Source organism: Buchnera aphidicola (Aphis helianthi), assembly GCF_005083845.1.
In the GTDB taxonomy this organism is placed as follows: Bacteria; Pseudomonadota; Gammaproteobacteria; order Enterobacterales; family Enterobacteriaceae; genus Buchnera; species Buchnera aphidicola_AW.
On sequence record NZ_CP034894.1, the window covers coordinates 465,264 to 478,368 of the forward strand.

Here is a 13,105-nt window from a genome sequence, read left to right on the forward strand (position 1 = left end):
AATAAATTTCATTATAAAAATATTTTTTAATAAAATTATTTTATAATACATATTATAATTTTATATCATTCTTAATAACTATAAGATAAAAAATGTATTATATAAAAACAAAACCAGTCATTATAGTAGATGGAACTTTATATTTATATCGATCATATTTTACTTTTCAATATTTTAAAAACGATCAAGAAAATCCATATGGAGCAATATATGGTATATTAAAAACAATAAAAAATATTTTATTAAAATATTATAATTCAAAAAAAATTATTATTATATTTGATTCATCTCAAAAAACTTTTAGAAATAAAATATTCACTGCATATAAAAGTAACAGACCGAAAATGCCTAATGAACTTTACATTCAAATACAACCTCTTTTTCATATATTAAAAGAGATTGGAATTAAAACTTTAAGTATTCCCGGGATAGAAGCAGACGATATTATTGGAAGTTTTGCACATAAAGTTGAACAATCTGGAGAAAAAGTATTAATTGTTAGTCATGATAAAGATATGATACAACTTTTAACAAATAATATTAGCATATTAAATACAAGCAATAATGAAATTATTACTCCTATAACAATACAAAAAAAATATGGAATTAATCCTCAAGAATTTATTGATCTTTTAGCTCTTATGGGAGATAAGTCTGATAATATTCCAGGTGTTCCTAAAATAGGTATAAAAACCGCGTTATGTTTATTGCAAAAATTCTCAAATATTCAAAATATTTATGACAATATAGAACAAATACAATTTTTATCTTTAAGAAATGCTAAAAATGTTTCAAATCAATTAAAAATCCATAAAGATACTGCTTTTCTTTCATATAAATTAGCAAAAATTAATTTAGATATTCCTATCTATATAAATGCTAATGATATTATTTTAAAAACAGTATGTTTTCAAAAATTATCGAATATGATTAAAACGTATAATGTACATCAAAAAAGAAACTTATAAATAATTAATTTTATTTAACAAATCATCGATACTCTTTATACCAAGTATTTAGTTGAGATTGTAATTTTTTAATACCTATTTTTTTAAATGAAGAAAACAACTCTATATTAAATTCTTTTGAAAAAAATTTTAACTTTTTATATACAATTTGAAATTGAATTTTTTGCTGGCTTAATGTAAGCTTGTCACATTTAGTTAATAGTATAAAGGTAGGTATATTCTGATCTAGAGCTATATTAATAATATTTTGATCGTAAACTTTTAAAGGGTTTCTAATATCCATTAAAAAAACTAAACCTTTTAAGAGTTTCCTTTTTTTTAGATAACTATCTATTAAGTTTTCCCATTTTAATTTTATTGATATTGGACATTTGGCATAACCATAACCAGGTAGATCAACTATTCTAAAATTAGAAGTAACATGAAAAAAGTTAATTAACTGAGTACAACCAGGAGTTTTACTACACCTAGCTAGTTTTTTTTGATTAGTTAAAGAATTAATAGCACTAGATTTTCCTGAATTTGAATATCCAATAAAAGCAATTTCAATTCCATGTTCAATATTTATATCAGATAAGTTAGCAGCACTTTTTAAAAAAAAAGTTTTATTATAATTTATAATACTCAAGAGTTAACCTTAACTTTTAAAATTAAAATTTATTAAAATACTAAAAATATATTTTTTTATTATTAAGTATAAAAAACAATCCTCAAAATTTAATCTTTTCTAAAAATTTATCAAAATAATCTAAATCATATCTATATATTAAAAAATGAACTTTTTAAAGGAACAAAAATGCATCAAAATATAAGAAATATTGCTATTATAGCACATGTTGATCATGGAAAAACAACATTAGTAGATCAATTATTGCAACAATCAGGTACTTTTAAAAAACATGAAGAAAAAACTGAACGCATTATGGATTCTAATGATTTAGAAAAAGAAAGAGGTATCACAATATTATCTAAGAATACTTCTATAAAATGGAACCAATATAAAATCAATATTGTAGATACACCTGGTCATGCTGATTTTGGCGGTGAAGTAGAACGAGTAATGTCAATGGTAGACTCGGTTTTATTAGTAGTAGATGCATTAGATGGACCAATGCCACAAACACGTTTTGTTACTAAAAAAGCTTTTAAATATGGTCTTAATCCTATTGTAGTAATTAATAAAATTGATCGAAAAAATGCTCGTCCTGATTGGGTTGTAGATCAAGTATTTGATTTGTTTGTTAATCTTGATGCTAATGATACGCAACTTGACTTTCCTATTATATATACTTCTGCGCTTTTCGGAAGTTCTGGTGTTAATTATCTTCAATTAGAAAAAAATATGACACCACTATATGAAGCAATTATTAAATATGTACCTGCTCCTAATGTAAATCCTAAAGAAAAATTTCAAATGCAAATTTCACAACTTGATTACGATAACTATTTAGGACTAATAGGTGTTGGTCGAGTTAAACAAGGAAGTATAAAAAACAACGAATTAGTAACTGTTATTGATCACCTAGGTCATTATAAAAATGGAAAAATAAATAAAGTATTAAATTATTTTGGTATAAAACGAATAGAAGTAGAGAAAGGAGAAGCTGGAGATATAATCGCTATAACAGGTATTAGTAAATTAAATATTTTTGATACAATTTGTCACCCAGAAAATTTAAAACCTCTACCGATATTACATATCGATCAACCTACAGTAAATATGTTTTTTTCAGTTAATACATCTCCTTTTTCTGGACAAGAAGGAAAATATATTACATCACGTCAAATATTAGAAAGATTAAAAAAAGAAACCATGCATAATGTTGCTTTACAAATAAAAGAAACACAAGATTCTAATATTTTTTCTGTCTCTGGACGAGGTGAATTACATTTATCTATATTAATTGAAAATATGCGTCGAGAAGGGTTTGAGTTAGAAGTATCTCGTCCAAAAATTATTTTTAGAGAAATCGATGGTATTATAAAAGAGCCTTTTGAATATTTAACTTTAGATATTGAAGAAAAACATCAAGGAAATATTATGAAATTCATAGGAGAGAGAAAAGGTGAATTAAAAAATATGTTTATTGATCAAAATCAACGGGTACGTCTTGAATATATTTTATCAAGTAGAGCACTAATAGGATTTCGTTCCGAATTTATGAGTATAACTTCGGGAACAGGAATATGTCATATGTCTTTCAGTCATTATGAAAAAAATCAAAAAAATAATGTTGGACAAAGAAAAAATGGTGTTTTAATTTCTAATGGAAAAGGCACGGCAGTAGGATTTGCTTTGTTTAACTTACAAGAAAGAGGACGACTATTTTTAGGACATGGAACTAAAGTATATGAAGGGCAAATAATAGGACTACACAATCGATCTAATGATTTAACTGTAAATTGCTTAACCGGTAAAAAACTAACTAATATGAGAGCTTCAGGAACGGATGAAGCTATAATTTTAACAACTTATAAAAAATTTACCCTAGAAGAAGCACTATCTTTTATTAATGATGATGAGTTAGTAGAAATTACACCTAGTTCAATACGTTTACGTAAACGATATTTAAAAGAAAGCCAAAGAAAACAATCAAATAGAAATAAAAATCATTTAATTAATTAATTACAAATATTAAACTTTAAAAGTTTTATTAATTATATAATTCTATTTCATCAATAGAATTATATAAATAATTTTAAAATAAAAATAATCTAAAAATTATTTTTTAAATCCTTAACATTTTATAAAATTAACTATTTAATAATTGAGAAATTAATATGTTATGTTTCTTTTTTTGATGTAACAAACATAAATGTTCAGCTATAATAATAGTTTTTAAATCATTTATAGATTTTTCAAAATTATCATTAATAATCAAATAATCATACTCTGAATAATGATTCATCTCATCTACAGCTTTTTCCATTCTTTTTGAAATTACTGTATCACTATCTTGACCTCTTTCTCGCAATCTTTTATATAATATATCTTTAGATGGCGGTAATAAAAAAATACTTTTCGTATTAGGTATTTTATATCTAATTTGATTAGCACCTTGCCAATCAATATCAAGAAAAACATCAATTCCAGATAGTAACATTTTTTCAATAAATTTACGTGAAGTTCCATAATAATTATTAAATACTTTTGCATATTCTAAAAAAGATTCTTGTTGAATCATTACTCTAAATTCTTTTTTTGATATAAAATAATAATGCTTTCCATGAGATTCACCAGGTCTCATAATTCTAGTCGTATGAGATATAGAAACTTGAATGTTATATAAACATTGTGTTTTTAATAATCCTTGAATTAAACTTGATTTTCCTGTTCCACTTGGAGCTGAAATAATAAAAAGAATACCTTGTGACATGATGTTTTAATAAAGTATATTCTAAATTTTTAATAAATGTTTTAATTAATATTAAAAACATTATATATATTATAAAATTTTTATAAAATAAAAATATTTAAAAATATTAACTTTTAATTAAAAAAATTGTTTTAAATCCGCTAATTCTAAAAATATCTTTAATATTTACAGATTTTTTTAGTACTGCTTGTATCCATATTTGATTAGAACATACATGAACAATTGCTAATAAAAAACCAATTCTTAACCATGTATTTAATTTTTTTATTTTAATAATTGCACCAATTTTAGGATTTATATTTCCTGTACTAGATAATAAATATAACGCGTGTTTATTTGAATTGTTATAAAAAACTCGAGCTATTGTTTCTTGGCCATAATAACATCCTTTATTAAAATTTATAGCTTGTATTTTATCTAAATTAATAGATTGCGGTAAAAATTTTTGAGACATAGTTTTTCCAATAATTGGATATCCCGCCTCCATATCTAACAATATCCATTGTTTACTATTATTTAATATAATTTTTTCATTAATTTTTTTTTTAAATAATAAAAAATTTTTTAAAGAAAGAACTAATAAAAATCGTTCACATGGATTTGAAAACCAAAGTATAGTTATTTCTTTATCAGAAAAAACTGGGGTATTAGAATCTGGTATCTTTATAAATTGTTTTAATAAAAATAATTTTGAATCTTTTCCAGATATTCCTAATAATACAATATCATCTAATTGATAGATTTGAACTTTTAAAAAAATAGAATATTTTTTAAATTCTTTTATTTGTGAACTAGATAAACTTTTTTTTATAATACAAGCATATCCTTTTTCATAATGAAATACTAACATAGTACTATGTACTTTTCCGTTTAAATTACAATGAGCACCTATTTTATGTTGCTTTTTTTCTAGACAGTTCATATCAATTGTTAATTGATTTTGAAGAAATTTTTTACTATCAGGACCGTATATATAAATAACAGACCATTTTTCAAGAAACATCAATGTTAAAGGTAATTGAATTGATGAATAAATAGTATTTTTTAAAAAATTAAAAAACGACATTATTTCTCCTAAATATAGGTAAAATATATTAAGTAAAAAATAAATAAATTTATAAGATTAAATATATAATAAAAAATAAATTAATTTCTATATTTAAAATATTTTGTAAATTATTGTTTAAATCAATTTTTAGAAGAATAATAAAATTATGCTAGATATTAATATAATAAATAATCAAATTGAAATATTAAACAATCGAAAAAATAATTTGAAGAGGTATCTTTGACTACCATACAAAAAAATTAAGAATTTCAGAAATCGATTTAGAATTGTTAACACCTGAAACATGGAAAACAAATGAATATGTATATAAACTAAATAAAGAAAAAAACTCATTAAATATAATAGTTGATAATATTAATTATATTGAAAAAAAACTACAAGAAATAGATATTTTTTTAGAATTAGCTCAAGAAACAAAAGATAATACAGTAATAAAAGATATTATGATAGAAATAAAAAAAATAGAAGAAAAAATTAAAAAACTTGAATTTTATCGAATGTTTTCAAAAAAAAATGATAATTGTAATTGTTATATTGATATACAAGCTGGATCTGGTGGTACAGAAGCTCAAGATTGGTCAAAAATATTATTAAAAATGTATTTAAAGTGGTCTGATAAAAAAGGATTTAAAACAGAAATTATTGAAGAATCCACTGGTGAAATAGTTGGTATTAAATCTGCTACCGTCCAAGTATTTGGGGAATATGCTTTTGGATGGCTAAGAACTGAAACAGGAATTCACCGTCTTATTAGAAAGAGTCCATTTGATTCAGGTAAAAGAAGACATACCTCATTTAGTTCGGTTTTTATATATCCGGATATAGAAGAAAATATTAATATTGAAATTTTTGCATCAGATTTGAGAATAGATGTTTATAGAGCTTCTGGAGCAGGAGGTCAACATGTAAATAGAACTGAATCTGCAGTTCGAATTACTCATATTCCGACTAATCTTGTTACTCAATGTCAAAGTAATAGGTCTCAACACAAAAACAAAGAGCAAGCCATTAAACAAATGAAATCAAAATTATATGAGTTACAAATTCAAAAAAAAAGAAAAGAACAAAAAATAATAGAAAGTAATAAATCAGATATTAGTTGGGGCAATCAAATACGTTCTTATATATTAGATCATTCTAAAATTAAAGATCTTAGAACTGGAATAGAAAAACATGATGTACAATCTATATTAAATGGTGATTTAGATGATTTTATCGAAAAAAGCTTAATATTAGGATTATAGAGGTTAAAATGTTAAAAGAAAAAAACATACCTAATAACATAGGTAACGAAAAAAAAATAAGAAAAAAAAAATTAATTGATATGAAAAAAAATGGATTTTCTTTTCCAAATAATTTTAAAAAAACTATAAATACTATTACAATTCATAAATTATACGGAGAAAAAACAAATAATGAGCTTAAAATAATAAATATCCACGTTTCTATTGCTGGAAGAATGATACAAAGAAGAATTATGGGAAAAGCCTCTTTTTTTATATTGCAAGATATAGAAGGGCAAATACAAGTATACATAACAGAAAAATCAATTACATCTGAATTTTATTATGATCATTTTAAAAAATGGGATATTGGAGATATTTTAGGTGTGGATGGTTATTTATTTAAAACACAAACAAAAGAATTATCTATTTATGTTCAAAATATTATGATACTTAATAAATCCTTAAGATCTCTTCCAGATAAATTTCATGGATTATCTAATCAAGAAAAACGTTATAGACAAAGATATTTAGATTTAATTAGTAATAATAAATTGTACAGTATATTTAAAAATCGTTCAAATATCATTCAATTAATTCGAAAATTTATGATAGCAAATAAATTTTTAGAAGTAGAAACTCCTATGTTACAAAATATTCCTGGAGGTGCTTCTGCACGTCCTTTTGTAACTTATCATAATGAAATTCATAAAACAATGTATTTGAGAATAGCACCGGAATTGTATTTAAAAAAATTAATAATTGGTGGATTTGAACGTATTTTCGAATTGAATAGAAATTTTAGAAATGAAGGGGTTTCTACAAGACATAACCCTGAATTTACTATGATGGAAGCATATATTGCTTATTCTGATTATCAATATATGATGAATTTCACGGAAAAATTACTAAAAAATATAATAAATTGTTTATTTTCTACTAATACAATTAAATATAAAACACATTATCTAAACTTTGAAACACCGTTTTCTCGATTAACAATGAAAGAAGCTATTTTAAAGTTTAATTCTGATATTTCCACTTCTGATTTAAATAGTTTAAAAGCAATTAAAAAATTTGCAAATCATATCGGTATAGAAATAAATAAAGAATGGAAAATAGGTGAAATAGAAAATGAAATTTTCGAAAAAACAGTAGAAAAAAACTTAATTCAGCCAACTTTTATTACTGAATATCCAGTAGAAGTATCTCCACTAGCTAGACGTAATAATATAAATTCTAATATTACTGATAGATTTGAATTATTTATTGCAGGATATGAAATAGGAAATGGATTTTCAGAATTAAATGATGCAGAAGATCAAAAAACTAGATTTTTAAATCAAATAAAAATAACAGAAAAAGAAGAAAATAAAAATATATTTTATGATGCAGATTATATAGAAGCATTAAAATACGGACTACCTCCTACTTCAGGATTAGGAATTGGAATTGATCGATTAATTATGATATTAACTAATCAAAAAAGTATTCGAGAAGTAATTTTATTTCCAACTTTGCGTCCATCTCTAAAATAAAATTTACATAAATTTTACATCAATAAATTAGGAAAAAGAATGCCGGAATTAATTAATACAACTACAAGTAATCTTAATATTAAAAATATTCAATTACTGACAAAAAAATATCAATCTCCATTTTGGGTTTATGATGCAAATATAATTCGTAACAAAATTAAATTATTAAAACAATTTGATATTATTAGATTTGCTCAAAAAGCTTGTTCTAATACTCATATTTTAAAATTAATGAAAAAAAATAATTTAAAAGTCGATGCTGTATCACTAGGAGAAATAGAGCGAGCTTTATTTGCTGGATTTAAAAAAAATAGTAATGAAATTATTTTTACTGCAGATTTATTTGATGAAGAAACATTATCTAAAATTATTGAATACAATATTCCAGTAAACGCAGGATCATTAGATATGTTAAAACAATTAGGAAGTATTTCTTCAGGTCATCATGTTTGGTTGAGAATTAATCCTAAATTTGGATATGGACACAGTAAAAAAACAAATACTGGAGGAGAGAATAGTAAACATGGAATTTGGGATCCACGTTTAGCTCTACCTATTATAAAAAAATATAAGTTAAAATTAATAGGTTTACATATGCATATTGGTTCAGGTGTAAACTATGAGCATTTAAAAAAAGTTTGTCATGCTATGGTAGAAAGTGTAGTTCAAATAAATAAAAAAATAAAATTTATTTCTGCAGGAGGTGGGCTACCAATTCCTTATAAATTTGATGAAAAACCTATTAATATAAACAAATATTTTACTTTATGGGATGAGGCAAGAAAAAAAATTTCTCAGTTTTTAAACAAACCAATTCAATTAGAAATTGAACCAGGAAGATTTTTAGTTGCAGAATCAGGAATATTAGTCTCTCAAGTAAGAACAATTAAAAAAATGGGTAATAAAAATTTTGTTTTAGTTGATGCAGGATTTAATGATTTAATGCGACCTACAATGTATGGTAGTTATCATCATATATCTATTTTACCAAAAGACAATAGAGAAATTGAAGTAAATAAAACAATTGATACAGTTATAGGGGGACCTTTATGTGAATCAGGAGATATATTTACACAAGAAGAAGGTGGAAATATACAAACTAGAAAATTACCTTCTATAAAAATAGGAGATTATTTGATTTTTCATGATACAGGCGCATATGGTGCATCAATGTCATCAAATTATAATACTAGACCACTTATTCAAGAAATATTAATAGAAAACAATACTTTTAAAGTTATAAGAAAAAGACAAACAATTAAAGAATTATTAAGTTTAGAAGAATAATACAATTTTTAAAAAATTATTAATAAAAAAAAGAGAACGAAAAAATATGTATATTAATTTTCCAAAGCTTAATCCTATTATTTTTTCTATTGGTCCTTTTTCTGCACATTGGTATGGTTTAATGTATGTTATTAGCTTTATCTTTGCTCTTGTTTATGGAAAAAAAATATTAAAAAAAAAAATCAAATTCAATTAGAATCGTTTTTATATACTATTTTTTTAGGTTCTTGCATTGGAGGTAGAATAGGATATATAATTTTTTATAATTTTTCTTATTTTTCTCAAAATATATTATGTGTATTCCATGTTTGGGAAGGTGGTATGTCATTCCACGGGGGATTAATAGGAGCAATTATTAGTATATATTATCTTTCTATAAAAAATAAAATTAAAATTTTAATTATTTCTGATTTTGTTAGTCCTATTATACCTTTTGGTTTAGGAGCTGGAAGATTAGGAAATTTAATTAATGGAGAATTATATGGACGCATCGCACCTAATTTTCCATATGCCTTTCTTTTTTCTAATACAAAAAATCAAGATTTAGAATTAGTATTGAAATATCCTCAATTACAATCAGTTATGGAAAAATATGGAGCATTGCCTCGTCATCCTTCTCAAATTTATGAATTCATTTTAGAAGGTGTTGTATTATTTTTAATAATGTATTTGTTTAATAAAAAAGACAGACCTATAGGTAGCAATAGCGGTGTATTTTTGATTAGTTATGGAATATTAAGAATTATTGCTGAAATCTTTAGAGAACCTGATGCTCAAATTGGATTAATTCAAAATTGTATTACAATGGGTCAAATATTATCAATTCCAATGATTATATTTGGACTTATTATTATATTTATATCTTTTTATACAAAATCATAGAATTTTGAGGTGTTATGAAGGAATACTTACAATTAATAAAAAAAATAATTAAATATGGACAGCCTAAAAAAGATCGAACTGGAACAGGAACATTATCTATTTTTGGACATCATATAAGATTTAACTTACGACAAGGTTTTCCTCTTGTTACTACTAAAAAATGTTATATACCAGCTATTATTCATGAACTTTTATGGTTTCTTCGAGGAGAAACTAATATTAAATATCTTAATCAGAATAAAATATCTATTTGGGACAACTGGGCTGATGAATTCGGCAACCTTGGACCTATTTATGGAAAACAATGGAGAAGTTGGAATTCATTAGATGGTAAACAAATTGATCAAATAAAAAATGTGATAAATCAATTAAAACACGATCCAGATTCTCGTAGAATATTAGTATCTAGTTGGAACGTTGGAGAAATAAATCAAATGTGTTTACCTCCTTGCCATGTACTATTTCAATTTTATGTATTTAAAAACAAATTAAGTTGCCAATTATATCAACGTTCTTGTGATGTTTTTCTAGGATTACCATTTAATATCGCAAGTTATGCGATTCTTATACATATGATAGCACAGCAATGTAATTTTGAAGTTAATGAATTTATATGGACAGGTGGCGACATTCATTTATATAACAATCATATTGAATTAGCAAAAACACAACTTCTTCGAAGCCCTAAAAAATTACCAACATTAATAATTTTAAATAAACCTAGTTCGTTATTCAATTACGTTTTTGAAGATTTTAAAATTATTAATTATGATCCGTATCCTTCAATTCAAGGTATGATATCTATATAAAATTTGTCAAGAGTTAATTGATTTATTAAATAAACTACATTTTAGATACTAACTAATACTGATTTAATTTAAAAAAATGAAATATATATATATTAAAACTTGGGGCTGTCAAATGAATGAATATGATTCTTCTATGATAGCAAGATATTTAGAAAAAACAGGTCAATATTTAATTACTCAAAAAACTGAACAAGCAGATATTTTGGTTTTAAATACTTGTTCAATAAGAGAAAAAGCTCAGGAAAAACTTTTTCATCAATTGGGTAGATGGAAAACGTTAAAAAGTAAAAATCCTACTATTATTATCGCTGTTGGAGGTTGTGTAGCAACTCAAGAAGGTAAAGAAATTATTAAAAGAGCTAAACATGTAGATATTATATTTGGTACTCAAAGTTTGCATAAATTACCTAAAATGATTAGCGAAGTAGAAAAAAATAAAAAATTTATGATAGATATTAGTTTTCCACAATTAGATAAATTTAATTATTCTTTACCAATTAAAACAAAAGGGTATACAGCACTTGTTTCAATTATGGAAGGATGTAATAAATATTGTTCATTTTGTGTAGTACCATATACAAGAGGTAAAGAAATTAGCCGACCATCTGATGATATTTTATTTGAAGTAGCAAGTTTAGCTGAAAAAGGCATAAGAGAAATTAATTTATTAGGACAGAATGTAAATGCATATCAAGGCGTAACATTTAATGGAAAAACCTGTTTTTTTTCTGAATTATTAAGATTAATATCAGAAATAGATGGTATTGATCGAATTCGTTTTACTACAAGTAATCCACTTGAGTTTACTGATGATATTATTGAAGTATATAAAGATACTCCTAAATTAGTTAGTTTTTTACATCTTCCTGTACAAAGTGGATCTAATAAAATATTACAACTTATGAAAAGGTCATATACTATAGAAAAATATGAAAAAATTATTGAAAAATTATTGAAAGCGCGTCCAAATATTCAAATTAGCTCAGATTTTATTGTAGGTTTTCCAGGGGAATCTAAAGAAGACTTTAAACAAACTATAAATTTTATAAAAAAAATTAATTTTGATATGAGTTATAGTTTTATATATTCAAGTAGACCAGGAACACCTGCTTCAGAAATGAAAGATGAAATTAATCTTAAAGAAAAAAAAGAACGTTTATACATATTACAAGATTGTATTAACAAACAAACGATGTCTTGGAGTAGAAGAATGTTAGGAAGTACGCAATCTGTATTAGTCGAAGGTATATCAAAAAACAATTCCATGCAGATATATGGAAAAACAGAAAACAATAGAATTGTAAATTTTTACGGACCATTAGAAATAATTGGTCAATTTGCTCAAGTTCAAATAAATGAAGTACATACTCATAATTTACAAGGCATATTATTATAAAAAACTATATGAAAAAAAAAGATAATTTTATTTTAAATATACAAATAAATTCTAATAACAAAGAAAAAATACCAAAAAAAATAATGTTTAAAAAATGGATTAGAAAAATTTTATATAAAAAAAAAATATTAAAGTTATTACAATTAGAATCGTAGATGAAATAGAAATAAAAAATTTAAATTTAAAATATAGAGGAAAAAATTATCCAACAAATATTTTATCTTTTCAATTAAATTTTTATATACAAAAAAATATAAAATTACTAGGGGATTTAGTTGTATGTAAACCAATTATAGAAAAAGAATCTATAAAATATAATAAAACATTAGAATCTCGTTGGGCACATATGATTATACATGGAACACTACATTTATTAGGATATGATCATAAAAATTATAAAGAACAAAATATTATGGAAAATATAGAAAATAAAATTATGCTATCTCTAAATTATAGAGAACCATATTTTCAAACAATTAGCAATTATTTATAAAAATTATTTTAACCTAAGATTTTATAACATAGAATAGTAAAATATATTTTAAAAATAGACAAC

General features: G+C 23.7%; 12 protein-coding genes and 1 pseudogene. 10 read left to right on the top strand and 3 right to left on the bottom strand.

Features of this window, described 5'->3' with window-relative positions:
• The first annotated feature begins 92 nt into the window (after nt 1-92).
• The gene (locus D9V62_RS02195; RefSeq protein ID WP_158340173.1) at nt 93-968 is read left to right on the top strand and encodes a 5'-3' exonuclease; all 876 of its coding nucleotides are present in this window, start codon (nt 93-95) and stop codon (nt 966-968) included.
• Nucleotides 969-990: 22 nt separating this feature from the next.
• On the opposite strand, the gene yihA is transcribed toward D9V62_RS02195, so the two are convergent.
• Nucleotides 991-1,596: a ribosome biogenesis GTP-binding protein YihA/YsxC gene (yihA, locus tag D9V62_RS02200; RefSeq protein ID WP_158340174.1), complete on the bottom strand. Its 606-nt coding sequence runs from the start codon at nt 1,594-1,596 to the stop codon at nt 991-993.
• Nucleotides 1,597-1,764: 168 nt separating this feature from the next.
• Here yihA and typA point away from each other — a divergent pair, with 168 nt between their 5' ends.
• Nucleotides 1,765-3,594, top strand: a complete 1,830-nt coding sequence (typA, locus tag D9V62_RS02205) for a translational GTPase TypA (protein WP_158340175.1) — start codon at nt 1,765-1,767, stop codon at nt 3,592-3,594.
• Nucleotides 3,595-3,721: 127 nt separating this feature from the next.
• Here typA and gmk read toward each other — a convergent pair whose 3' ends face one another.
• Complete coding sequence (gmk, locus tag D9V62_RS02210) at nt 3,722-4,345, bottom strand: guanylate kinase (protein WP_158340176.1); 624 nt, start codon at nt 4,343-4,345, stop codon at nt 3,722-3,724.
• A 106-nt stretch (nt 4,346-4,451) separates the two neighbouring features.
• Nucleotides 4,452-5,411, bottom strand: a complete 960-nt coding sequence (ygfZ, locus tag D9V62_RS02215) for a tRNA-modifying protein YgfZ (protein WP_158340177.1) — start codon at nt 5,409-5,411, stop codon at nt 4,452-4,454.
• A 148-nt stretch (nt 5,412-5,559) separates the two neighbouring features.
• Between ygfZ and prfB the strand changes: the two genes are divergently transcribed.
• The 8 genes and pseudogenes from prfB (at nt 5,560) to ybeY (ending at nt 13,042) form a co-directional block, all read left to right on the top strand.
• Nucleotides 5,560-6,658, top strand: a protein-coding gene (gene prfB / locus D9V62_RS02220) for a peptide chain release factor 2 (RefSeq protein ID WP_187312787.1) whose coding sequence is annotated in 2 segments (ribosomal slippage) — nt 5,560-5,634 and nt 5,636-6,658 — 1,098 coding nt in all. Because the reading frame shifts where the segments join, the coding sequence is not laid out codon by codon here.
• An 8-nt stretch (nt 6,659-6,666) separates the two neighbouring features.
• The gene (gene lysS, locus D9V62_RS02225; RefSeq protein WP_158340178.1) at nt 6,667-8,175 is read left to right on the top strand and encodes a lysine--tRNA ligase; all 1,509 of its coding nucleotides are present in this window, start codon (nt 6,667-6,669) and stop codon (nt 8,173-8,175) included.
• A gap of 39 nt (nt 8,176-8,214) precedes the next feature.
• A complete protein-coding gene (gene lysA, locus D9V62_RS02230) occupies nt 8,215-9,462 on the top strand; it encodes a diaminopimelate decarboxylase (RefSeq protein ID WP_158340179.1) in 1,248 nt (415 codons plus the stop codon).
• Between the two features lie 46 nt (nt 9,463-9,508).
• Nucleotides 9,509-10,344, top strand: a pseudogene (gene lgt / locus D9V62_RS02235) (prolipoprotein diacylglyceryl transferase).
• Nucleotides 10,345-10,358: 14 nt separating this feature from the next.
• Nucleotides 10,359-11,153, top strand: a complete 795-nt coding sequence (thyA, locus tag D9V62_RS02240; RefSeq protein WP_158340180.1) for a thymidylate synthase — start codon at nt 10,359-10,361, stop codon at nt 11,151-11,153.
• A 76-nt stretch (nt 11,154-11,229) separates the two neighbouring features.
• Nucleotides 11,230-12,549 (top strand): tRNA (N6-isopentenyl adenosine(37)-C2)-methylthiotransferase MiaB, encoded by a 1,320-nt coding sequence (miaB, locus tag D9V62_RS02245; RefSeq protein WP_158340181.1) that lies wholly within the window; start codon nt 11,230-11,232, stop codon nt 12,547-12,549.
• 8 nt (nt 12,550-12,557) lie between these two features.
• Nucleotides 12,558-12,704 (top strand): hypothetical protein, encoded by a 147-nt coding sequence (locus D9V62_RS03160; protein ID WP_187312788.1) that lies wholly within the window; start codon nt 12,558-12,560, stop codon nt 12,702-12,704.
• Nucleotides 12,705-12,715: 11 nt separating this feature from the next.
• Nucleotides 12,716-13,042: an rRNA maturation RNase YbeY gene (gene ybeY, locus D9V62_RS02250; RefSeq protein WP_261979520.1), complete on the top strand. Its 327-nt coding sequence runs from the start codon at nt 12,716-12,718 to the stop codon at nt 13,040-13,042.
• The last annotated feature ends 63 nt before the right edge of the window (nt 13,043-13,105 follow it).